Here is a 23,523-nt window from a genome sequence, read left to right as displayed (position 1 = left end):
ACTTACTTTTTTAGTTTTCGTAATACCACAAAAAATGCTTGAAGGAAATTGCTTCCTGACTGGTTGTAATAGTTAGTACGTCCAATTTGTCCGAGTTGGTGTTTACATAATCTACAAGTTTTTGTTTCTTGTCAAATTCCAACACTTTTAATTTTCTTTTCATATGTCTTATAATAGATTAATTCAGTGCATTAACTGCTAACAAAAGGTGTTTTTTCAGAAGGTAAGTCTAACTGGCCGAGTATTTCATTCAATTCAGATAGAGAATTTTTATCAATTATTTGAGTGTTTATTGTCAATTCGTTTCGGTCAGTTTTTAAGATATAATCGCCTGCAATTTTTTTTATATGTTTTATTTCTCGCAATTTTATTTTATTTCCAAAAGGATAACTTTTGGAAATTATTCCACCTTCTATTGTCAAATATTGGTTCATGTATTCATAAAAATAAGTTCCAATTGAAAGTCCAGCTATGGCAAACCAGACATAGTCAATTTCATCTAAAGTCGTATCCATAACCAGTTTCAATATTCCCAATGTCAACCAGGCTAGCCCAAAAAACAAGTTATAATTAAGTCTCTTTCTTGTAAATTTAATTTTAGTTTTCATGTTTTGTATTGTTTGCCAACCATTTGGCCAAAAACGTTTTAATATACTGTCATTTTTGTTGGCTGTAGTTATTTATTTTTAAATGTTTTAATGCCCGCATGGCTCTCACGGTGTTCCATCTACTGGGCTTACCTGCTTTTTCCATAACAAAGTGCAACTTGCCAGGATGGGCAGCTTGCATATTCCAAGATCCATCTTTATTGCGTTTATTTAGAAGCACTGTAATAGCATCATCCATTCTTATGTCCCATTTTCTTTCCGCTTTTTGGAAGTAATCCAATGCTCTAAGGATATCATACTTCCACCTACATGGATAGGATAACTTTAAAAAATCTTTGTGAATTATTTCCCCAGTTCGGTCAGAGAGAAACAACCTGTGAACGAGGATAAATTCTTCAGCACTTTGAATGGCTTTTAAAACTTCGTTCTTTTTGTAGTTGTGTCCTTGCCTGTGAAATTCAAAAAATCCTTCCAGTACGGAGATAGTGGAATGTAGGGAACTATGTTTTGCACCACTTCTTGTTGTTCTGCAATTGAATCCACCATCTGGCATTTTTTCGTTCAGAACGCTATCTACAATAGATTCTAGCTTTTTACCAGGCGTATTGAAATAAGATGCGTAATTCAAGAACATACCATTTACACAAACATCACTGTGTTGGGAGGTGGATGGACCAAGCCGGATTCCGCCATCATCTGCGAGGTGATTTTGTAAGACCATTTCTATGGTCTCTTTTACCATCGCATGATCTGGTTGGAGATATAAATTACGAAGGTCAAGCAAGGTGTAATGGGTCGAAATCCATTTGGGCTGATAGAATCCATCTCCCCAATGGCCGTCCATATGACGTTTTGATAAGAGTTTCATACCCCATCCTTCAAATGCTATTCGGGCTTGAATTTTTTTGTTATCAACATCCAACAAATCGCGCCAAACTTGGTATTGAATGGAGACATCTCCTTCCAACAGCCAGTCTATGATTTGTTGATTGTCCATTTACTTCTATTAACTTTATTCATGAATTGGCATGGACATTATTGTTTCCAACGCTCCAATTTTGGAATTGATCTGGTAGCCAGCCAGGCAAATAAACCGTTGATTCCGTCTTTCTTCATTTCTTGTATGCAATACTTCTGCATCTTTTTTGCGGTGTCAATTTCAGGTGGAGTTAGAAATTCACCATTCCCATAGCACATTGAACAAAACTTTAGACTTTTTGTTCCATCTTTTTCAGACCCACCGCCTTTTATGTCTTTCTTCATTGGGAATCCACAACTCTGACAAAATTTATATCTTTTCATAACTATGATTCTTATTAACAGTATTCATAATTGCTGCCAAGGTTCTGGGTATGAAAAGTGGCTTATTGGGCTTAAACCAAAAAATAGCAAATTTTCATAATGGGTGTTGACCAATCGCTTTATGGTTATTCAGCTTATTTTAATTCCAATATTTTTAAATAGCTCTTTAGTTTCTATAATATCAGATTCATTTTTCATTTCCATTAAGTCTCTCAACTTTCCATTTTTCAATTTTAAACTGAACCTTGTTCGTCCAAAAACTTGTTTTTCTGTCAGCGAGCTGATTTCAGATAAATTCAGTTTTTCAGACGTTGATTTAGTCATTACTTGATAGATCAGCATAATCATTGATCCCAATCCAAGAAGTATCCAAATGAACCCCAACCATTCCAATTGCTTTTTATCCAAAATGAAAACAGGAAAAAGGATAGAGTTGATAAACGTAATAAACAGCATCATTTTGATCAATAAATACTGAGTTTTTAAGCCGTCTTTTATTTCAATCGATTTTTCTTTTTCGTCAAATTGTATTTTCATAGTGATACCTTTAAAATGTCTGCCAAAGGTCTTGTATAAGAATAGTTCCTGATTTTTTCTACGCAAAATGTCCATCTGTCGTTAAAGATTATTTACGGCAGGAATTTCCAATTGGAAAATCTGCCCACAATTAATATTGTGCCTTGTTAACAAATGGCGTTTTTTCTGGTGGCAAATTCAATTCAGTCAATATCCCAATCAATTCTTTAAGGGAATCTATGTCAATCAATTCTGTATTGATTTTCAATTCCCTATCTTCTGTTTTTAGCGTATAGTCACCTGCAAATTTTTTAATCCAATGTATATCGTGCAGGTTTATTTCTTTTGCGAATCCATAAAGTGCATTTTTTCGGATTGTTCCGTTTTCTATAGTCAGATATTGATAGGTCCAATCATGTAAATAATGACCAACATATAAAATTCCTACTATTAAATACCCGTAATCTGTCCAACGAATTTCATCATTGACCACAATGCTTAGAATTCCGAGTCCAATCCAAACCATACCGAGCAATAAATGCGCACCTAATCTTTTCTTCCTAAATTTTATTTTCATATCTGTGAATTGTCTACACGTTTTGCCTACGCTTAAGTTATGATCTGTTGTTCCTGCCAGCCGCAGCTTGTGGTTGAGCATCTAATTTAGCAATTAAATCTCGGAAATAAGATTCCCCGGGAATATTTGTAAGTGGACCATAACTAGTAGTTATTCAGTAGTGTTTGTTTTACTAAATGTAAAGTTTGTTTGTCTAAAAGGAATATTTGTTTTACATTTGATTAAACTTAAATCCATGCATTATGAAAGTAAATTATTTATTTCCCAATAGGTATAAAAGGATCGGTTGGTTTATACTTATTCCATCAGCAATAATCGGTCTGGTCTCACTTTTTTACGAGTACGAGCCGAGTTTTTTGGATTATAATGTTCCGGCTATTTTTGTGGATGACCTTTTTAAGGATAAGCAACTATTCGGAATGGTGCAGAATAATATTCTCAATGAAATTTTCGGGATTTTAATTATTATTAGTGCTTTATTGGTTGCTTTTTCCAAAGAAAAATTAGAAGATGAATATATTTCCAAAATTAGATTGGAGTCTCTGGTTTGGGCTGTTTATGTTAATTATGGCATTCTCTTGTTTGCATTTATATTCATTTTCGACTTTTCCTTTTTATGGGTTATGATCTTTAATATGTTTACAGTTTTATTGTTTTTTGTGCTCAGATTTAATTGGCAAATTTCCAAACTTGAAAAATCTGCTGGTTATGAAGAATAGTATAAAAGTCGAAAGAGCAAAAAAAAATATTACCCAAGCTGATTTAGCCAAATTATCGAAAGTTAGTAGACAAACTATAAATGCTATGGAACTGGGCAAATATGTTCCATCTACAGTATTGGCTTTGAGATTGGCCCACATTTTTGAAGTCGATGTAAATCAGATTTTTACTTTGGAAGATTCCGATTGGGATTAGGTCATAACGCAGCCAACAAACTTGTATGAAGAGTTGTGCCCATCTTCCGGAAGGGGGGCACAATACTTAAGCTGGCCATGACCAATTTGGTCGGTGGTCATTTGGAAAGGTTTGTTAAGCGGGGACGATTATGCCTAGTTGCTTAGCTATGGATAATATTAGGTGTAAGATTTATTTCGGTTGATGGCAGCAACCGGGAATCTTCCAATCCGGCAGTTCTATGTCCTGCATTTTTTAAATAATCCTTGTTTTGGGCAAATTCCATAAACTTAACAACGGACTCGTGTTCTACCAATAAAATAGCATCCCATTTTTCCGCTTCAGGTCCAATTAGAAAATCTTTACTTTTTCCGTAATAGAGGATGCGGCTACCTGCTTTTTTCAGTTCTGGCAAAGTCTTTTCCATATAGAGTAGGTAGGCTTCTTCACCGCTGATCTCTTTGTTGGGTTGTAATTGTTCCAAGTTTGTATAATCAGCTTTTTCATGAAACTTTAGTAAATTCAGCATTACAATTTCTCCTTTATCGTGAAAGTTTTGATAGAATTTTTTTCCGGATTCGGGATTCGCGCTTAGGTGTTTTTCCATATTATTTTTTGTTTTCTCAAATTATACTTAATGGCTTTTTTTAACGGTCTATGACGGATTAGTATGCGACATTTTCGGTTAGTTACAGGCTCTAGCAATTATGACTTGTCCAACAAAGTCTTTCTTTACGAGTTGGTTTGGCTTTAGTCCGCCCTGAAACCTTCGAAGGGAATAGTAAAACAATTTATGGTGAACCACTGTTACCAATGGGCTTTTGATATTAATCCCATATTTTAGGTCGTTCAATTTTCATTGCTCTTATATATGATAAAAATTGCCCTGCGTGAACAGATTCGTGATAACCGATCCGCAATAAATATTTTCCTAGGATTTTCATTTCTCCATTTCCAGGGTGGACTATTTTAGTTTCGCTTAATTCCGTATCCGAAAATTGTCGGACACTTTCCAGAAATTTTTCCCTGTATGGTTCGGCAAATTCAAGTTCATCGGTTACACTTACGAATGGGCGGTTTTTCCATGGCGTTTGGTAATTGGACATGTTCCCTTGATTGATAATAATGTTCCATCCATAATCGGCTTCCAATACGTGTCTTATCATTTCTATCGCACTCATTGCATTTTCGTCCGGTTTCCAATTGTAATGACTTTTGGGAAGTCCGTTCCAGAGTTTTATACTTCTTCTTCTAATTTCATTTAGATTCATTATTATGAGTTCGGTTTGGGTCATTTTCTGTTATTAAGGATAAGCAGTATTATATTTATATTGAGCTTATTGGTTCAATTCTATATCCAATGCTTTGTAATGCGTTAATTAGTCCACATTCATACATTAAGTGACTTAATCCTACAGCAATGAAACAATTATTCTTTTCTATCCATTGCTGAATTGTTTTCATCCACTTTTTGTTTCTATTGGTCAATATTAGAGTATTACTACAGGGTTGTTTTAATTGATAATCTATTTCCATTTTTAAATACCAATTAGTTTCCACACAATCGGCTGGATTTTTGGATTCCATTTTTTCAATAATATTAGAGAGTCTCCTTTTATGCACTTTTCTTGGCATCCCTTCAACATCTTTATTGATAAGTATAATCTGCTCCTGTGTCGTTTCAAGTCCAATCAATTCCATATTTAATTGTTGGGCTTTAGCACCTATATAGTTATCCAAGGATTGGGAGGTATCCTTAACCGCTTTATTTAGGCACACTTGCTGTTTATAATGTCTATTAAGAAAAGCGTACATCTCTGTTGGGGTCATCTTGTTATAATCTGTAGGGCTTGTTGAGAATAGGTTTTTAATGAAATTTAAATCATCCCTGGTTAGATATTTGTACCATTGCGTTCTTGTTGCCCTATCATTAATAATATCCTGAGCCAAATGACCCGGAACATTCAAGTTTTCTTTGATTAAAATTTCGCATGATGATAATGCCTTATTCGCGACAGTTAAAGAATCGAAAAAGCGTTTGCCAAAGGCGTGATGTGTTCCAAACAGATATGAAGTCTTGGAAGAATTTGGGTTAGTAATTTTGAAGAGAAGTGTATTGTATACAGGAGTATCACTTCTATTCTGACCCAATAGCAAGGTTGAAGCAAAAATTAGAAGAAGTACAGCAATTGTTACTCTAAATTTCATTGTTGTTTCTAATCACCGGCAACCTCACAATGTATAAGTAGTAGCGGATTTCTACACTCTAAGTTTGCAGTTGCGCACTTACCTTGTGTTAACTTTCTTTGCGTCACCTTAATTGTCATTACTCATAAACTTGGTTGTGGCTCGTTTGTCTTTCTTATTACTTTAACTATTCGACTGTACATGATTTCCAATAAATTCCAATTGTAGCCTTCAAAGTCCACCGTATTTGTAAATTGAATAACTACGGCATCAATATCCTTATGGTATTTGGCAATGGTTTGATAGCCTGGAATTAAACCTGTATGCTCTTACTCATAAATCGATGTATAGATCTCCTGTTCTTTTTTGTAATGAAATACGGAGCCAACATTTAGGGCCCTAATAAATTTGCCCAAATCTTCTGCTGTAGCCATCATTACACCATTATTGTCTCTCTTTTAATGGAGTGCTTTTAATGGGCTAGTTCAATCACTACATTTCCTTTTTTTTGTCCCTTATCAACATACTCGTGAGCGGACCTAATTTCCGAAAGAGGAAAACATTTATCGATGTATGGTCTAAACTTTCCAGCTTCGGCCAGTTCACATAGTTTATTCAGGTGCTCCTGTTTCGGGCTTGTGAGCGACTTTACAGTAACAAAGCTGCCTCCTTGTTTCAATACTTTCTTTGCTTTGGATTTTGACGTTTTTCCAACGGCGTCAAAAACGATATCAAACTTCTTTTCAAGTAAAGAATAATCCTGCTTCCTGTAATCAATAGCATTATCAGCCCCTAGTGATGTTACCATTTCGAAATTGGCTCTACTGCAGACGGCCACCACTTTTGCCCCTTGTTCTTTGGCTATTTGTATGGCGTAGCTTCCTACGCTTCCTGAAGCGCCATAAATTAATACATCTTGTCCTTTACCGAGCCTGGCTTTGTTTAGCAAAAACAAAGCGGTCATCCCTCCAACGGGTAGGGCCGCTGTTTCTTTAAAATCAAGACTTTTTGGCTTTAACCCCAGTACTCCTTTTTTTCTTTCTTGCGGTATGCATATATATTCGGTGTAGGAGCCGGTACTTAGCATGGTAGGAGTGGCAATAACTTCATTGCCAACTTTGTACTTGGTAACCTCCTTTCCAACAGCTTCCACAATTCCGGACAGTTCATGCCCCAATATTTCCTTTTTCGGTTTAAAAAGACCGAACATTAGCCTAACAAGAAGCCAAGCTACTGGAGGAAAATTAGAACTACGTAATCGTGTATCACCTGAAGTGACAGTAGTAGCACATATTTTTACAAGAATCTCGTTGTTCTTTGGCTGTGGTTTTTCAATATCAACCAATTTTAGAACGCTTGGGGGGCCATATTTTGTGTAGATAACTGCTTTCATTTTTTTATTTCTGAATTAGCCACAACGGTTTGGTATATGATATTCGCCTCTGCCTGCCCGCTCCAGACAGATGTTTAAGCAACTAATTTAGTAAATATTAGCAGATTAGAAAATCCGTCTTGCACGTCCAATAGGGTGGCAGGATTTTTAGAATTGGGGAGAACTTGCAGATCGCTTTGATGATTTGTTGGGTTGGTTAATGATAGCCCAGGGTAGGGGGGTGTTACTTTTTTTTAGTCATTTACATATTCCAAAATGTCGCCAGGTTGGCAATCCAATGCCTTACAAATAGCCTCCAAGGTACTAAAGCGAATTGCTTTCGCCTTTCCCGTCTTTAAGATGGAAAGGTTGGAAAGCGTTAAGCCTACCTTTTCGGAAAGTTCATTTAATGACATTTTTCGCTTTGCCATCATTACGTCCACGTTTACGATTATAGGCATAGCTTAAATTGTTAGGTCGTTTTCAGATTTCATATCTACGGCATTTTGCAAAAGTTTTTCAAAAATTGCCGCAGCAGTTGCAACCACAATGGACGCAAAAGTAGATACAATACAAATGGCAAGAAAGCCTGCGGGGTCGTCATCCTTATGATGGGTAAACTTTATGAAAAGTCCTGCTATCACAACCAATGCACTTAGTATAATTGCACAATACTTTATGTTCCTCAAAGCCTTAACAGCGTTTGTTGAGAATACTTTATTCTGCCCTATATAAGCAAGTAGTTTGAAGGCGTTGTATAACGCAACAAAAAAAGGAATTGATATTGTGTACCCATATAAAATGAACGTGTCCGAGTAAATGTTGACCAGGTCCAAGTTTGTGGCTCTCCCTTCAATTAAGGGAAGCCAAATTAAAAGTACCAGTATCACAAGACCTATAAGCACAATGACTGCCTGAAGGAATACGATGGAAACTCGTTTCATAATATCATTTTTTGGTTTGATGTAGGCTTATCGTAAACCATAAGATGCCGATTAGTATCAAAATCATTGGTAATGCACTTTGTTTTTCTTCAACCGTAATCATTTAGATCATTAAGTTGGTTCCCAAGGCTATAGTAAGAATAGAAAACATTTTGCTCAATTTTAGTTTTTGACAACTATGTTTTTCCATGATGATCTATAATAAATGAATATTACTATTCTAATTTAATAAATATTTATTGATAAACAATAAAAATGTAGTGATTGTAGGTAATTTACCGTAATACTCAACGGATTTGAAAAATTCAGAAGCAGAATTGATGGTGCAGGGTTGCCATAGCAGGTGTATGCAGATAGTTTTCCTACGCCTGCATGTCGAGGGACTAAAAGCCTGTTCAGGGTGTTTTAAGTAGTTTTTTATTTTTTCGTCATTTTAAATCTCAGATGTGTAGTCAGGTTTGATGGAATAACCTCTAGAATTTCAATATCGTATTTGTCTTTGTCAATGCCGTCAAACAATCGGATGCCACTACCCAAAAATACAGGTGCAATGTGAATAAAAAACTCATCTACAAGTCCTGCGTTTAGAAATTGTTGGATAGTATTAGCACCACCTTGTATCCTGATGTCTTTTCCATTTGCCGAATATCTTGCTTTTTCCAAGGCACTTTCTATACCGTCATTGATAAAATAAAAAGTTGTGGTACCCTTCTGAACCCAAGGCTTCCGTTTTTCGTGTGTCAGGACATAAACATCCGCTTCGTATAAATCTTCGGCCCAAACTACTTCACCTTCATCAAACATTCGTTTTCCCATTATATAGGAACCTGTCCTTGCAAACACATCTTCAATCAACTTACTATCTTCGCCATATTCTTCACCGCCCTCCATTTTTATTTGTTTCCAAAATGCTTTTTGTTTAAACATCCATTGATGTAGTTTTCCAGAAACGCCGCCCATTGGATTGTTTGGCCCTCTATTATCACCTGCAAAAAAGCCATCAAGGGATATTCCGCTGTCAAAGATGATTTTACTCATTACTATATTTTATATCATTAAAGAGCAAGTTGAATTTGTGTCCGTTAAGGGTCGGCAAATACACAAACATCAATTCCATTTTTATCATAGAGTTCTTTCAGATCAACATTGGAATCGAAATGGATTATTCCTCCGACCTTTTTGATTTGTTCAACTCATTCAGTTGGTTCCAACCACCGCCTCTATTTGATTATGAAACGTTTTCCTACCTTCCACAGGCATTTAAGTTAATACTAAATTTAGTAAATAAAGCCCTAAGCTGCTAAAAGGCAGGAAGGGTTTTTTAGGCAAGCAATTCGTTCAACGTGTAGTGGACAGTATTAATTCAGAAAAAAATAACGAGCAATATATCTCTTAATTAGGATTATTTTTAAGGTAGACAAATAACGGCCAACGCTAAATATGGATACGTTCTTAGGATAAATTTTTCAAGGCTTCAATTATTTCGTCGGGCTCCGAACGAGTTCTATAATCAACGTTTACATAGCTCCATGTAACTACTCCGTCCCGTCCCAATATAAACGTTGCTGGAATTGGCAATACATTACCCTTACCATTATTTATTTTATCCAAATCGAGTTTACGATCTACTCTCATGTGTTCCATTAAAAACTCAGGTACTTCCCATGCAACACCATATTGCAAAGCCACCTTTGCGTCTTGATCGGACAGGACAATAAAGTCCATCTTACTAATTTCATCTTTGGTCAATGATCCATCCGGTACTTGTGGACTAATGGCAACCAATGTGGCACCTAATGCATAGATATCATCTAGTCTAGCTTGCAAGGCCCTGAGCTGCAGATTACAGTAAGGACACCAATTACCTCTATAAAATGTAATAACAACAGGACCTTTCTCCAATAAAGAATTTAATGATATTGATTTTCCTTCAGGATCAGGGAGCTCAAAGCTAGGAGCTTTCTGTCCAATTTTAATGGCATTTTTCCCTTTTTCAAAGGCTTTTTCTTGTTTAATGATATCATCAACACCTTTCATGAACTCAGGATTGGCTTGTCGTCCAGCTGCAATTTTTGCATCAGTAAGTTCTTTTAATTTTTTCATTTAATTATTTTAATTATACCTCTGTTCTTAGCTTACAATGTTTTAATATATATCCTGACCAACTTCAAAGTATCATTTTAATTACCTACAAACTGAGCGTAAATGGCGTGCTGGTATAAACAATATACGGAATGTTCCCGGTTGACCCATTTCCAATGATTCCAATTAGGCCTTAATTATTAATATCAGGGATTAACTTCTGTGAGATCCATGGTGTCTTGGCTAATATAAATTAATTCACCAGCTTCAATCAGCTTTTTTGAAATTAAGGCTACAATATGGCTGTCGTTGACCAAGGAACTAACCACTGAACTGGGAATTTTACTTTCCTTGATCAGCTGATCCAGCGTTCCATCCAACAGGATATCGCTCTTTTCAGCTTTTGATTTTAATTTTTTGAGATTCTTAAGGTGCAGGGTTGGCTCTGGGCTCTTTTGTAATAAATATAATTCTCTAAGGATTTTGGAAATTTTCTGCCTCAATAGATCATATTCATGCCGGATATGCATATTTTCAGAGAAAAGATGTACGTTCATGTTTTTCCTGATTTCCTCTAAGGCCTTGATGGCCTCCACAATGTTTCTGCTGGCCAATTTAATTTGTGCAAATTGTTTGGTCAATTCAGGAGAAACGGAAGAGCGGGATTGCGCCAAGGTGGTAAACTCAATGATTTTGCTGTAAATGGTCTTTATCTTACGCAGGTACAACTCTTCAATGTTCACTTCAATCTCCTTTCTCGATTTTTTTACCACCTCCTTTATTTTTTCTTCTCCAAAAAGATCGGTCCGGTGAATATTCATACCATGGGGAATGATAGTGAAGGCGGCTTTTTCAAATAAACGTTTGGTTTCGTTACGCAAAGCAAGCAAGGCAGTTTGCGGATAGGCCAATGCATTTTCATCCAAAAACTGAGGTTGTTCTATGATGTCTTCTTCATCGGTAGACTTGAATACCCGGTGCAGGATATTGATTAATGGGTTGATCAAGGGTATCATGATGATGACTCCAAGGACATTGAATATGCTATGAAATACGGACAGTTTAAAAGTGTAATTGGATTGGGCTATACCCACCCACTCAGAGATTATATCCACCAGTTGTCCCAAATAACCAATAAATACCAGTGCAATCAATCCAGTTACGATATTGAATATAAAGTGTGCACCCGCCAGCCTTTTCCCGGAAGTATTGGAACCAAGGGAACCTATTATAGCGGTTATAGTAGTGCCCACGTTTGCTCCAATAGACAGTGCCAATGAGTTGGTATAGGTAATCTGACCAACTGCCAATGCTGTAAGAATCAGGGCCATGGTGGCACTACTGGATTGCAATATCATGGTTATCAACACCCCAATAAAAGTATATACTAGCAAGCCCAAGACTCCAGGAATGGCAAAGTCAGCAAGGTTGATATTGTCCTTATAGACATCAAAACCATTTTTCATGAAATAGATGCCCATGAAGAAAAATCCTAAACCGGCCAAGATCTGGCCAATGCCTTTTAGTTTTTTTGGTTTTTGCAATACCAACACAATCCCGAATGCCAACATAGGCATTGCAAGACCGGCAATATCTATTTTTAGGCCAAGCGTAGATACCAGCCAGGTGGTTGCTGTTGTTCCAATGTTTGAACCAAAAATTATCCCAATTCCAGCCCTAAGTTCAAGAAGACCGGCACTAATAAAAGAAATGAGAATTACAGAAATCAATGAACTGGATTGCAGGATTGCGGTACTTAAAAATCCCAAGCCTATACTTTTGTACAGCTTATCGGTAGATTTCTTGAGCAGAACTTGTAGTGGACCGGAAACAAAGGAGTGAAACCCTTCTTCCAACATAATCATACCAAAGAGTAAAATTGCTACTCCTGCAGCAATCTCTTTTACTGTTGGGTTCATAAACAGTAACATCCCCAAAAGAATTAGACTACTGATTAGTAATATTTTTTTCAATTTGCCTTTTTTTGAGTTTTGTTATGATTAATAATTTAAAAATAGGAAATAATTTCAGCTTACCTCTTTAATAACATATTTTATGCTTTTAGATGCTTGCGGGTAAGGTTTCGCATAAGCTTGAATTACTGAATATAAGTTAATGTTTTTAGGATAAGCATAGACATTAGCTATTCAGAGCGGCCCGACAAAATTATTCTAGCGGGCTGGATTAACTGAGTCTGCCCGGAGCGAAGTGATAAGGTTGTGGAATCTGCTGTTCCGAGCGAAGTGAACAATGCACCAAATTATGGATATGTATAGTTTTGTAGCGTATTTACCATTTTCTAATATTACCTTGATGCCAAAAGTTACCGCTTTCAGGACTCTTGTTTAGTAAGTTCATAATGTCGTTGGCAACTTCTTTTGGTTCTCTGGTAGCATCACTTCCGCCCATATCCGTTTGAGTCCAACCCGGGTCCAAAGACGAAACAATCACATTTTGTTTTTCAAGTCTTTTTGCCAGAAGTTTTGTGTACATATTCAAGGCAGACTTGGACATTTTATAGTGAGGTTGAAATTCATCAAAGTTCTTTTCGCTGAACGATCCCCAATCTGAAGTAATATTGATTATTTGTCCGTTTTTATTAAAATTTGGAATCAATTTTTCGGTCAACTCAATTGTTCCAAATAAATTCACATCAAATGTTTGTCTTAAATATTCGAGGTTTATGGCGGATTCATTCCATTTTTCCAACAAAATTCCAGCATTATTAATTAGAAAGTCAATTTTTCTGTTGTCAATAATATTAATGAATTTTTCTATTGACTTACTTTCAGCAAGATTTAATGAATAGCATTCAAAGTTCGGTTTTGAAATGGAGCAACTTCCCGAAGTTGAAGTTCCAATAACTTTTATATTATTATCGGTCAGTAGGTCGACTGTTGCAAATCCAATTCCTCTACTACATCCAGTGATTATGCCAGTTTTCATTTTCGATTAGTATTTTTTAGATGCAAGTAAACCAAGCAACCCAGATTTGTTAATTATATAGGGTGTTGTTCTTTCGCTATTTTTCACTTTCGAGTAATACCTACTGAGAAGCAATACTCGTTTCTAATTTATTGACCCTTATTAAAACTCCCTTATTCCCTGTTTCAATTGCAGACAACAGTTTCATAAATTATTTGTCCAACAATAATTTTTAATTCAAGTCATTGGTTACTGGTTGGTCCTGATAGCTATAGGGACGCCGTAATAACCGTTTTACATTGTTTTGTGCCTTTTTATTCGTCCAGATCATATCTGTCTCCACGAGTTGTTGGTTCCGAAATCACGATAAATTCCAAATTTTCTGATTGGTCATTCCGTATTCGGTGTTTTGTTTTCGGCAGAATGTGGATTCCGTTTCCACTTTCCACTTCTATTATTTCATTTTCAATTTCGAAAGTTGCCCTTCCGTTTAAAATTCTGAAGAATTGTTGGGAATTACTATGATAATGTTTTTTCTCTTGAGTTTTTGGAGGCATCATTTCCTCTATTACACTCAAACTTTTGGATTTCACCAAATGCCATCCGCTACAATTATCTCCCCAATTATAATGTTCGCTATTTTCCTTAGATTTTTTCATTTCAAATAGTTTTTCAAATGTCGCACAACGTTTGTACATGATTAATAGCCAACTGTGTGGCACTTTAAATCAAGTTGCCAAAAAGTTGAAGTAGAAACCACTCTTGAATATACTGCTGTCCCGGCTATTATTTTATACAATGTTACCAACTGTTGTAGTTCGACGGTACAATATGGGGTAAACATCCAAACAAAAATTTTTATAAGAACTACATATGTTGCAAAATTGTGCCAATTTTATTTCTGTAATTTTCTTTGGTCGACATTTTGTGTTAACTATTGACTACCGTTAAAGTTGTTTTTTTGTAACTAAGATTCTACCAATTGGCTTAATTATGAGGATTCTCATACCAAATAACACCTAAACCTTTACTGTCAGCACCATAATTTTCTTCACACGTTAGTACGTCCAGGTCACCGTCACCGTCTAAATCAACTAATTCAACCCGGTCGTATTTAATACCTATAGGGCCGCTAACTTTATGCCATTGCCATGCAGAATCAGTAGGGGCGTTATTATAAGACAACCAATACACCCCTTCAATTTCCTCATCTGCTTTTTCGAATGAATGTACCAAATCAAGTTTTCCATCCATGTTGATGTCACCAACTGCTACAGATTTTGGTTTGCCCATATATTCAGGAATGTCAATAGAATAATTCTTCCAATTTTGACCAGTTTTGTCGAGTCGTTTTAAGAATACTATTTTACGGGTAGTTGCCTCCGTTACGATAACATCTTCAAGGCCATCTCCATCCAAATCGGTCAGGTCCATAAACATGACTTCCAGGCCTTTGCATCCTATAAAGTGATTGACCCATTCTTTTTTTTGTTTTCCAATTTTACCTGGGTTTTCCAGCCATCGTACTCCTTGTGTCTCCCCCTGTTTACGGTCGGACACCACAATATCCATATCACCGTCATCATCCATGTCTTTAGACATAATGGACATAATCCATGTTGCAGGGCTTATTGAAAACCACTTCCAATCGGAAATTTTTCTTGTATTTTTGGGTGCTTGAAACCAACCAATTTTTGCATCTTTGTTTTTAGCACCAACCACTAAATCGATTCCGTTTTTTCCATCAATTTGTATTGGCCAAGCGTACATCCATTGTATGGCTTTTTCTGAAGCAGGAAGTATCTGAGACTTCCATTTTTCTGCATTGAGGTAGTCAATGGCATTATTAGGAGCCCAATTGAAATAAATCCTCTTATTGTCCCCTTCGGTACTGCTCACTACATCCAATGCGCCATCGTTATCCAAATCCACAAATACAGCGTCCTCCACACTTGGGGTTCTTCCAACATTAACAGATGGCCATTTTTGTTTTACCAAATCGAATCCTGGGTGAATATATACTTTAGTATAACCTCCTTCTTCCCAACCAGTGGTAATATCGGGCAAATTATCATTATTCACATCTGCTATCCTTACCCCATCGGCTCCGCTGTTTGTGGAATCAATGACATGTCTGTTCCACGCGGTGTTTTGAGCTGGGAGTGTGGATACCTTCAAAGCTACTACCATAAATAATGCAAGTATTTTGTGCATAATAATTCTATTTCTGATAAAGATTTAGTTAGTCTAACGATTGGTGGTAATGGCTTAGCTAAGCGTAGAGAGGTATTGTTTTTTTACCTGCCCTCCACCTGGCTGCCCACTATCAAAGGTCTACTAGGCCTTTACTTTCAGTTCGGCATTCTAAAGAATTTAATCATCGGTTATTCTTTTTTCAAAAGAAGCATAACTTTCTCGAGTAGGAAGCGGTACTGTACTATAAAACTAAGTTTCCAAAAAGCAACTTATGTGCAAAGGATTACACACCTTGTAACGGCTAGTTTTTATTTTTAACTATTTTTCCAATTCTGTTATTTATTATTTCTGATAAGTTCCAATTGTACAATTTAGAATCAGTTGTGCTGTAGAATTCAACAATGGCAGCATCAATGTCTTTGTAATATTTTGCGAAACTCTGATATCCAGGAACCCAACCAGAATGTTCATACTCATAAATAGAAGTATATATTTCCTTTTCTCCCTGTTTAAATACCGATCCATCATTCAATGCTCTTATGAACATACCCACGTCTTCAGCGGTAGCAAGCATACCATGTTCATCATTTTTTAAATCAAAAGGATGTCCAACATGATAGCCACTCATTACATCGTCTATATTTACTTCACTTAATGAGCCGAAGGTATGGTTAAGATTTAGTGGTATAAGAATTTCTTCTTTAATGAATTGAAAGTTATTATAACCAAGTACATCATCCATTATCTTATTGATTAAAAGATAATTTGTATTACAGTATTCATAATCTTCATCGGGTTCAAAATTGGCTGGTTTGTCCAAAATCAACGCAAGACTCTCTTCAAAAGTTTTTGTTGGGTTTGCCCAAAAATTTAGAGCATTCGTAAAATTGGGAATACCACTTCTATGCTGAATCATTAACCTCAAGGTTATTTTTTCAGCGTTTTCAATTCTTCCAGAAAGTTCTGGTAAATAATCAGCTATTGTTTTATCCAATGACAGCTTGCCAGCACTAACCAGTTTAGTAACGGCCACAGCATCATAGAGTTTGCTAATACTGGCAATCTTAAATAGTGCGTCAGCTTTTGCAGGTATCTTAGATTCTCGATTATGCCAACCGGAAGCAAAAAACTGAGGTGGCTTGTTTGCTTGGTCTACATAAACGATCATTCCATCAAATCCATGACCAATGGCCTCATCCAACTGTTCTTGAACTGTATCAGGTAAAGGAAGTATCCATGCCTTGACCAAAAGCCATGGCACAAAAAACATGGAAATTGCCGTTCCAACGAACAAAATGATTCTGATTATTAAGGTCTTTTTTTTCTTAGTCATAATATTCTTGAACGACAGTTTTTTAATTAGCCACAACGGTCAAGACTATGATTGCGGTCTGGGAAATCTGGCCTGCCAAGCTTTTGGGCGTGGTGGGGTTTTTCTAGATCGGAACCATGCCGTATTAAAAGTAATAAATTTTCTATTTTGAATAGGGTAGGACTAAATTATAGCCCTTGCTGTAGCCAGTCAATTAATTCCAGATTTCATTAGATGCTGTTAAAATGACTGGATAGTTATCTGTTACAAGTATTGTTTGTTCGTGTTGTGTTACATATCCACCTTTATTGCCAACTAAAGTCCAACCATCATTTAATTCTACAGCAACGGTAGATTTTGTTGAAATGAAGGTTTCTATCGCGACAGTGGTATTTTTTTTAAACCTTTCTCGATTGGTTCTAACTCTATAGTTTAAAATATTTTCTGGTTCTTCGTGCAGACTTCTACCCACTCCGTGACCAGCCAAGTTTTTAATGACTTTAAATCCTGATTTTCTGGCTTCCGTTTCTATTAAATATCCGATTTCAGAAATTTTTACTCCGCCTTTAATGTTCCCTATTGCTTTACGTAAAATGTTTTTAGAAGCGTCAACAAGAGGTTGGTGATTATGAATGTCCTTGCCCAGTACAAAAGAGCCTCCATTGTCGGACCAGAAACCATTTAGTTCCGCAGAAACATCAATGTTAATTAAATCCCCTTCTTTCAATATTTTTTTCTCGGAAGGTATTCCGTGAGCTGCTTCATCATTTACACTTATGCAAGAATAACCAGGAAATCCGTAAGTTTCATATGGTGCTGATTTGGCTCCAAAACTTTTTAAAATTTCTCCTCCATACTCATCCAATTCTTTAGTCGACATGCCAACTTTAGCATGTTCTCTCATCAATTTTAGTGTAGTTCCTACAACTTCACTAATTTTTTTCATTCCTATTAATTCAGATTCTTTTGTTATGGACATCATATGTTCATTTTAATTGGCTATAACTCCTCGTGTATGGGCAGTAGCGGATTTTAAGCGACTGTTTTTCAGAGGTCAATATACTTTAATTTAATGAAAAACGGTCCAGATTTGCACCTGGACTACTTTATTTTATATAAATTGTTGTGTAGCGTTTTTATCTATTCATTTTTTTGATTCTAAATATCCCGATAACGCTTCTAAATAAAGGATGTTAAAAGAGCTACTTGAAAATGGATTCTGACTAGTTATTAAATTTCTATCTATTAAAGCAAAGTTTGCTTTCGGTAGACCACTTCTATACTTTAATCCCATTTTTTTCAGTTGCTGGGCTATTTTCCTGTTTTTAGGTTTTCCTTTCATTATGAATTTTTCAATAACAAATTCTTCAAGAGGTGAAACAGAATTGACTTTATATCCAATGTATGGATTTTCTTCTACTGCAATTGTCAATATAAGGCTGGGAGCGTGGCAAATAAGTCCGGTTGGCTTGTTCTCTTTAGCAAAATGATTTAAAAGAATGGGAATATTTTTGTCTTCTATTAAATCTATCATTAAACCTTGTCCACCTGGAATAATTACACCTATATAATTAGCTTGATTTTCAATTGCATTTTCAAGTGTTATTGGGTTATTGAAGGAATTATCTTTTTTTATAAATTCTAATGATTCCTTCTTTATTTCTAATATTTCTTTCCAATACTTATCGTTCGTACTTTCTTCATCAATGGTCGCGACAACACCATTTGGTGTGGCAAAATCCACTGTATATCCATTTTCCGAAACAGATTTATAGGCCAAGTATAATTCATTTAAAAAGACTCCTGTTTGTCTTAATTTTTGTCCTTTGTTAAGCTCTAAAGTGTTTGCAGCACTCAAAACAAAAAGAATTTTCCTGTTTTGAGAGTAAAGGGATAAGTTAGTAATCATTGCCAATGTTATTATTGAAATTATGTTTTTCATTTTATGATTATTTGGATGCGATAATTTCTATTTCTATTTGACAATTTGGAGCAGTAGCCAATAGAGGTAAAGGAATAATAGTACTGGCAGGAAAATTTTTCACTCTCCATTCTTTTGATGCTTCGTCTATCATAATTTGTTTTTTCTCAGGTGTAAAATCTACAATATAAACAGTCTGTTTTACTACATCATCTAATGATAATCCTGTTGCTTCTATAGCTGTTTTAACATTAGAAACAGTCTGCTTCACTTGTTCTTCAAAATTATTTGAAACCAATTTACCTTCAACATTTGAAGCCCATTGACCTGAGAAATAATATAAATTTTTTCCTTCTGGAACTTTAACGATGTGAGAAAAGCCATTGTATTTAGGGTTAAATAATCCTTTTGGATTGATAAATATGTTTTTTTCTTGAGCCATAATATTATTTTTTTGAGTGTTTAAGTTTTCTGGTTGTGTGCACGAAAACAATATTGGCAATATTGCAAACGACATTATTTTTCCTATCATAATTTTAGAACTTCAATTATGGCTCAAAGGAAGTACACTTAAGATTTGTATACATTTACATATGTAAAGAAAACTAGCTCCTGTTATTTTGGGCTCTAATTCTACTTAATTGTGTGGGTGTTATACCAAGGTAAGAAGCAATGTGGTACTGAGGTATGAGTTGTTCTAATTCGGGATATTCTGTTTGAAAAATAGCATATCGTTTGTTTGCTTCTAGCAACACAATTTCTACTTCCCGTTTTTCTTTATCAACAAAATAGCGTTCAGCAATTTTTCTTAAAATTCTTTCCAAGTCTTGATGCTGGTCTAATAAATCTGTTAATTTTCTGTAGTTTGCTATTAATAGACAACAGTCAGTTAAAGCTTGTTGATTTATGGTATTTGGGAGTTGGGTAACCAAGGAAGAATAGCCACCGATCATATTGTTTTTTGTGAAGAAATGTTTGTTGTATTCCGCTCCTTCATTATTACGATAGAACGCTCTAACAACTCCTTCTTTAAGAAAGCCAAAGTTATTGGCTACTGCACCTTCTTTCAAAAAATACTCACCTTTTTTCAATGAATGTTCTTTAAAAAGGTTTTTTACTTCTTTCCAAGTGTTTTCTTGAATTGGAGAAATAGTATTAAGAAAATTATAGAGGTCTTTCAAATTGGATTTCGTATTTCTTTAATGATACATAACGGTTTTCAGCTACCTGAATGTGATGATTTCGGAGCACTTCACTGTCAACCAAGCACAAACTTGGATGGAAGCACAAAGCTTGATTTAACCGCAGAACCGTCACTTTTGGGTAGCTGCTGTTAGGTGCTGGTTTATTCTGTCTCATTAGATGAGTTTACTCGTTTTAATGTCCTGAATAATCTCATCCGCCACAAGCACTAATTTGTCTTCAATTTGCCTTGATAATTTTTCCAAATCATTGAAGTCTGGATTCTGAATTATAGCAGTTTCTAGTATTGAATATTGGGGTCTCGTAGTTCTATTTTTATTCCACCGTGTCGATTTAAAATATTCCCAATACTTTTCTTGAATTGGAATTGTTTGACCTAGAAGCCAAATTTCAAACTGCATTTTTGAATGGTTCAATACAACTCCAATTTTTAACTTTCGCTTTTTCAAAAAGTCGTTTGTGAAATAGAAATAGGTATAGTCCATATACCCTTGAAAAAGACTTCCAAATGAATAGTGTTCTGAAAGATTTTTGGACAATGTTGTCCCAAGTCCTGTTACATACTTAACAAGTCCAACGTAGGCTTCCTGAATGTCACCTTTTTTAAGTTCTTCTTTGTAAATTTCAACGTATTGATTTAAGTCTTTCATTTTTATTATTCCATTGTTGATATGTCATTCTTTGTCTTATAATCCGTTTTAGATTGGTTTGGTTAATTTGCCCGCAACCGTCTCGTGCATGGGCAGTAGCGGATTTTAAGCTACTGCTTTTCAGGGATCAATATACTTTAATTTAATGAAAAACGGTCCAGATTTGCACCTGAACCGCTATTGCTTAGACACATGTTTGTGTGTAATTATTTTTTTATTTCATTTTTAATATCCACCAATTTCAATTCTTTATGGTAGGCTTCAATTCTTGAGTGTGCGGTTCCGTCAACTAATAAAATGACTATCAACATAGCAATGGTTGTAATGCCAATTGCTCTCCAAGTTGGAGTGCTAATAAAAAGAATTATTAATGCCGCTACGATAATTAAAATTGGAATTACCTTAAATACAACCGTGTATTCCTTTAAAGTACTCTCGGAACGTTCTATTTCAGACTGATAAAAGGCAGATGCATCAGTATTAAATGCTTTTTCAAATTGGGTAATTCTTGATTTATTAGTGTAAAATAATCCAAGTCCTATGGTCATAAGTAACAAACCAGCTACCAAGGTTGGAATTATGTATGCTTTTGCTAGATCCGTTTTTCCCAACTGCCAAAATCCAATACTTGCGATTAAAAATAAAATTGCAAAGAAAATGAAGAAACGTGTTGAGAAGACTTCGGCTTTTGCCCATTCTGTGGCTAATTTTAATAGTTCCATTTTAGTTTAATTTATATTTTTCTCTGTACTCGGTTGGACTCATACCTTCTTTCTTTTTGAATAATCTCGAAAAATAGGGCGGATATTCAAACCCTAATTCATATGCCACTTCTGAAATACTTTTATTTGGTTGTAATAGTATATTTTTTGCTTCATCTATTAAATGCAGGTGTAAATGTTCGGTTGTGGTTTTACCTGTTTCTTTTTTCAATGTATCACTTAAGTAACGTTGCGAAACCGACATTTTAGCTGCGATTTGTTCTATACTGGGAATGCCTTTTTCTTGCAATTGTCCGGATTCAAAATATTCCGTTAAATGCTGATTAAATTGCTCTAGCAAATTGTTGGATATTTCTTTCCTATTTAAAAATTGCCTTTCATAGAACCGATTAGCGTATTTTAAAAAGGTGTCCAATTGAGAAACGATTATTTCTTTGCTAAAGGCATCTTGGTTGTTTTGATACTCGATTTCAATATTTTCTACAATTGATTCTATTTGCTTTTCTTCTTTTGGCGAAAGATGTAATGCTTCATTTACAGAATAGGAAAAGAAACCATATTTTTTTATTTGATGGGCTAATTCCGTTCCTTTCAAAAAATCTTCGTGAAAGTTTATAGAAAACCCTTTTTGTTCAAATACTACGCTGTTGTCCCATTGTAATACTTGTCTTGGGGAAATGAAAATTAATGCGCCATTCGTGAAATCATAATTTGTCCGTCCGTAGTTTAAATTACCTTCTACGTATTTTTTAAAACTAATGGAATAGCAATCATTGGTAATGGGTGGCGAACTTTCTCTTGGACAAGGCAAATAGCCATCGCCTTTTGAGTTGAACACGCTCAACATAGGGTGCTCTGGTCGAGGCAGCCCTAAATAATCCAAATATGATGATAATGTTTTAAAATGTTGCATAATACAAATTTAGATATTCCATTTTATACCTGTTTCCTTTTCGGAAAGCTCCCATAGTCTTTTAGCAACCGTTTTATCTTTAGCATGTGGCTCTATTTTGTGTGCTCCCACTGGACCTGTCCAATGATTCCTGCCTGTGGGGCCATAAAAACCTTTTTCATCAAGGTTTGGTTCTGTGGCACACATCAACTGAGGATAAGCTCCATTCTCGGCAGGTTGAGTTAAGGGCGTTAATTTCATAATGCCAAAAATCATTTTCATCATAAGGCTTCCATTGGTAGATATTAATGAGGTTCTTGAAGAACCTGGATGACAAGAATATGCTTTGACATCTGTTTTCCCAGCTTCTTTCAATCTGTCCTGTAGTTCATACATCGACATAATCTGTGCTAGTTTACTTTGGCTGTAAGCATTATTAGGTGTGTAATCCTTTTCCCAATTCAGATCTTCAAATTTGATGGTTTTAATTCCCATATCATATCCCAGACTTCCTACCGTTACAATTCGTCCTTTGGATTTTTCAATCAGTGGAAACAATAAGCTTTGCAGGGTAAAATGACCGAAGTAATTTACCCCCATTTGCATTTCCCATCCTTCTATTGTTAAACCACGTTTTGGAGTTTGAGCAATTGCAGCATTACAAAGTAGTGCATCTATTTGTGAAACAGATACTAGAACTTCCTTTGCGGCTTTTTTCACAGAAGCTTGCTCTGCCAAATCCATTGTAATAGCATTTACATCTATGTTATTACCAAGTTCTTGTTTTAAAGCTGCGATGGTAGCTTGTGCTTTTGCAGGGTTACGGTTTAGCATTACCACTTTAGCACCTTTAGATAGTAGAATGCGGGTCGCTTCAAAACCAGTACCGCTGGTGGTCCCGGTTATAACAAAAGTTTTACCCTTTAAATCTTTTATTCTATCGGGTGTCCACCCTTTTTTTCCAAATTGATTTGTTTTCATTTTTGCCTATTTTCTAATGTTTAATAGAATAAGACAAAGGTCGGGTGGAAATAGACTGGACTCCTTATACAGATTTTCGTATGTCGTATACTTTTTGGTTGGTTTTAATTACAAACAATGGTTTTGGCTAAGCTTAGTACGGGGTTGAAAATCGGCAATATTTTCGGTCAACCACTAAGCTAAAGCTAATTGCCCACCCGTACCGAAAGGCTACCTGCCCGACTTTATTATTCAGGCGG

The 23,523-nt window shown here is 35.6% G+C and carries 29 protein-coding genes and 1 pseudogene; 2 read left to right on the top strand and 28 right to left on the bottom strand.

All coding sequences use genetic code 11. The features are described 5' to 3' along the window. Window positions 1–10 precede the first annotated feature (10 nt). The 6 genes from BUA60_RS23030 to BUA60_RS10670 all read right to left on the bottom strand — a co-directional run bounded on the left by BUA60_RS23030 (window position 11) and on the right by BUA60_RS10670 (window position 3,003). Complete coding sequence (locus tag BUA60_RS23030; RefSeq protein WP_176225593.1) at window positions 11–163, bottom strand: hypothetical protein; 153 nt, start codon at window positions 161–163, stop codon at window positions 11–13. Between the two features lie 28 nt (window positions 164–191). Further along, window positions 192–608 (bottom strand): hypothetical protein, encoded by a 417-nt coding sequence (locus BUA60_RS10690; protein ID WP_072861775.1) that lies wholly within the window; start codon window positions 606–608, stop codon window positions 192–194. 49 nt (window positions 609–657) lie between these two features. After that, on the bottom strand, window positions 658–1,605 hold the full coding sequence (locus BUA60_RS10685) for a hypothetical protein (RefSeq protein ID WP_072861774.1): 948 nt from the start codon (window positions 1,603–1,605) through the stop codon (window positions 658–660). A 38-nt stretch (window positions 1,606–1,643) separates the two neighbouring features. Then, window positions 1,644–1,910, bottom strand: coding sequence for a zinc ribbon domain-containing protein (locus BUA60_RS10680; protein ID WP_072861773.1), 267 nt, complete (start codon window positions 1,908–1,910; stop codon window positions 1,644–1,646). A 129-nt stretch (window positions 1,911–2,039) separates the two neighbouring features. Beyond that, a complete protein-coding gene (locus tag BUA60_RS10675) occupies window positions 2,040–2,447 on the bottom strand; it encodes a hypothetical protein (protein WP_072862060.1) in 408 nt (135 codons plus the stop codon). 130 nt (window positions 2,448–2,577) lie between these two features. Further along, a complete protein-coding gene (locus BUA60_RS10670) occupies window positions 2,578–3,003 on the bottom strand; it encodes a hypothetical protein (protein WP_072861772.1) in 426 nt (141 codons plus the stop codon). A 242-nt stretch (window positions 3,004–3,245) separates the two neighbouring features. Here BUA60_RS10670 and BUA60_RS10665 point away from each other — a divergent pair, with 242 nt between their 5' ends. After that, window positions 3,246–3,722: a hypothetical protein gene (locus BUA60_RS10665; RefSeq protein ID WP_072861771.1), complete on the top strand. Its 477-nt coding sequence runs from the start codon at window positions 3,246–3,248 to the stop codon at window positions 3,720–3,722. Continuing rightward, window positions 3,712–3,918 (top strand): helix-turn-helix transcriptional regulator, encoded by a 207-nt coding sequence (locus BUA60_RS10660; protein WP_072861770.1) that lies wholly within the window; start codon window positions 3,712–3,714, stop codon window positions 3,916–3,918. The genes BUA60_RS10665 and BUA60_RS10660 overlap by 11 nt, the downstream gene beginning before the upstream one ends. 142 nt (window positions 3,919–4,060) lie before the next feature. Here BUA60_RS10660 and BUA60_RS10655 read toward each other — a convergent pair whose 3' ends face one another. The 22 genes and pseudogenes from BUA60_RS10655 to BUA60_RS10545 all read right to left on the bottom strand — a co-directional run bounded on the left by BUA60_RS10655 (window position 4,061) and on the right by BUA60_RS10545 (window position 23,284). Beyond that, window positions 4,061–4,504 (bottom strand): DUF1330 domain-containing protein, encoded by a 444-nt coding sequence (locus BUA60_RS10655; protein WP_072861769.1) that lies wholly within the window; start codon window positions 4,502–4,504, stop codon window positions 4,061–4,063. 220 nt (window positions 4,505–4,724) lie between these two features. Then, window positions 4,725–5,192 (bottom strand): DinB family protein, encoded by a 468-nt coding sequence (locus BUA60_RS10650; protein ID WP_072861768.1) that lies wholly within the window; start codon window positions 5,190–5,192, stop codon window positions 4,725–4,727. Between the two features lie 31 nt (window positions 5,193–5,223). Further along, window positions 5,224–6,105: a TraB/GumN family protein gene (locus BUA60_RS10645; protein ID WP_072861767.1), complete on the bottom strand. Its 882-nt coding sequence runs from the start codon at window positions 6,103–6,105 to the stop codon at window positions 5,224–5,226. A 122-nt stretch (window positions 6,106–6,227) separates the two neighbouring features. Continuing rightward, window positions 6,228–6,542 (bottom strand): annotated as a pseudogene (locus BUA60_RS23270) (serine hydrolase); the annotation flags it as partial. A gap of 14 nt (window positions 6,543–6,556) precedes the next feature. Continuing rightward, on the bottom strand, window positions 6,557–7,477 hold the full coding sequence (locus BUA60_RS10635; RefSeq protein ID WP_072861766.1) for an NAD(P)-dependent alcohol dehydrogenase: 921 nt from the start codon (window positions 7,475–7,477) through the stop codon (window positions 6,557–6,559). 233 nt (window positions 7,478–7,710) lie between these two features. Beyond that, on the bottom strand, window positions 7,711–7,917 hold the full coding sequence (locus BUA60_RS10630; RefSeq protein ID WP_072861765.1) for a helix-turn-helix domain-containing protein: 207 nt from the start codon (window positions 7,915–7,917) through the stop codon (window positions 7,711–7,713). A gap of 3 nt (window positions 7,918–7,920) precedes the next feature. Then, window positions 7,921–8,400 carry a DUF2975 domain-containing protein gene (locus BUA60_RS10625; protein WP_072861764.1) on the bottom strand — a complete coding sequence of 160 codons (480 nt, stop codon included), beginning with the start codon at window positions 8,398–8,400 and terminating at the stop codon, window positions 7,921–7,923. 417 nt (window positions 8,401–8,817) lie between these two features. Then, window positions 8,818–9,438 carry a dihydrofolate reductase family protein gene (locus BUA60_RS10620; RefSeq protein ID WP_072861763.1) on the bottom strand — a complete coding sequence of 207 codons (621 nt, stop codon included), beginning with the start codon at window positions 9,436–9,438 and terminating at the stop codon, window positions 8,818–8,820. A gap of 414 nt (window positions 9,439–9,852) precedes the next feature. After that, complete coding sequence (locus tag BUA60_RS10615; protein WP_072861762.1) at window positions 9,853–10,503, bottom strand: peroxiredoxin-like family protein; 651 nt, start codon at window positions 10,501–10,503, stop codon at window positions 9,853–9,855. Between the two features lie 185 nt (window positions 10,504–10,688). Continuing rightward, window positions 10,689–12,455: a Na/Pi cotransporter family protein gene (locus tag BUA60_RS10610; RefSeq protein ID WP_245802529.1), complete on the bottom strand. Its 1,767-nt coding sequence runs from the start codon at window positions 12,453–12,455 to the stop codon at window positions 10,689–10,691. Between the two features lie 316 nt (window positions 12,456–12,771). After that, complete coding sequence (locus tag BUA60_RS10605; RefSeq protein WP_072861760.1) at window positions 12,772–13,428, bottom strand: SDR family NAD(P)-dependent oxidoreductase; 657 nt, start codon at window positions 13,426–13,428, stop codon at window positions 12,772–12,774. A gap of 293 nt (window positions 13,429–13,721) precedes the next feature. Continuing rightward, window positions 13,722–14,066: a cupin domain-containing protein gene (locus BUA60_RS10600; protein WP_072861759.1), complete on the bottom strand. Its 345-nt coding sequence runs from the start codon at window positions 14,064–14,066 to the stop codon at window positions 13,722–13,724. A 328-nt stretch (window positions 14,067–14,394) separates the two neighbouring features. Then, the gene (locus tag BUA60_RS10595; protein ID WP_072861758.1) at window positions 14,395–15,621 is read right to left on the bottom strand and encodes an FG-GAP repeat domain-containing protein; all 1,227 of its coding nucleotides are present in this window, start codon (window positions 15,619–15,621) and stop codon (window positions 14,395–14,397) included. 283 nt (window positions 15,622–15,904) lie between these two features. After that, complete coding sequence (locus BUA60_RS10590; RefSeq protein ID WP_072861757.1) at window positions 15,905–16,936, bottom strand: serine hydrolase domain-containing protein; 1,032 nt, start codon at window positions 16,934–16,936, stop codon at window positions 15,905–15,907. A gap of 193 nt (window positions 16,937–17,129) precedes the next feature. Next, window positions 17,130–17,894, bottom strand: coding sequence for a type I methionyl aminopeptidase (gene map, locus BUA60_RS10585; protein WP_072861756.1), 765 nt, complete (start codon window positions 17,892–17,894; stop codon window positions 17,130–17,132). 165 nt (window positions 17,895–18,059) lie between these two features. Continuing rightward, on the bottom strand, window positions 18,060–18,857 hold the full coding sequence (locus BUA60_RS10580; protein ID WP_084532564.1) for a type 1 glutamine amidotransferase domain-containing protein: 798 nt from the start codon (window positions 18,855–18,857) through the stop codon (window positions 18,060–18,062). Window positions 18,858–18,864: 7 nt separating this feature from the next. Next, the gene (locus tag BUA60_RS10575; protein WP_084532563.1) at window positions 18,865–19,368 is read right to left on the bottom strand and encodes a RidA family protein; all 504 of its coding nucleotides are present in this window, start codon (window positions 19,366–19,368) and stop codon (window positions 18,865–18,867) included. Window positions 19,369–19,441: 73 nt separating this feature from the next. Then, window positions 19,442–20,017: a Crp/Fnr family transcriptional regulator gene (locus tag BUA60_RS10570; RefSeq protein ID WP_072861755.1), complete on the bottom strand. Its 576-nt coding sequence runs from the start codon at window positions 20,015–20,017 to the stop codon at window positions 19,442–19,444. 177 nt (window positions 20,018–20,194) lie between these two features. After that, a complete protein-coding gene (locus BUA60_RS10560) occupies window positions 20,195–20,689 on the bottom strand; it encodes a DUF7000 family protein (protein WP_072861753.1) in 495 nt (164 codons plus the stop codon). Window positions 20,690–20,895: 206 nt separating this feature from the next. Continuing rightward, window positions 20,896–21,411 carry a hypothetical protein gene (locus BUA60_RS10555; RefSeq protein WP_072861752.1) on the bottom strand — a complete coding sequence of 172 codons (516 nt, stop codon included), beginning with the start codon at window positions 21,409–21,411 and terminating at the stop codon, window positions 20,896–20,898. Window position 21,412: 1 nt separating this feature from the next. Next, window positions 21,413–22,324 carry a helix-turn-helix domain-containing protein gene (locus tag BUA60_RS10550; protein ID WP_072861751.1) on the bottom strand — a complete coding sequence of 304 codons (912 nt, stop codon included), beginning with the start codon at window positions 22,322–22,324 and terminating at the stop codon, window positions 21,413–21,415. Between the two features lie 9 nt (window positions 22,325–22,333). Beyond that, window positions 22,334–23,284: an SDR family oxidoreductase gene (locus BUA60_RS10545; protein WP_072861750.1), complete on the bottom strand. Its 951-nt coding sequence runs from the start codon at window positions 23,282–23,284 to the stop codon at window positions 22,334–22,336. Between the last annotated feature and the right edge of the window lie 239 nt (window positions 23,285–23,523).

Origin of the sequence: Arenibacter palladensis (assembly GCF_900129275.1) — a bacterium.
In the GTDB taxonomy this organism is placed as follows: Bacteria; Bacteroidota; Bacteroidia; order Flavobacteriales; family Flavobacteriaceae; genus Arenibacter; species Arenibacter palladensis.
This window is presented reverse-complemented; position numbering and strand designations above follow the sequence as displayed.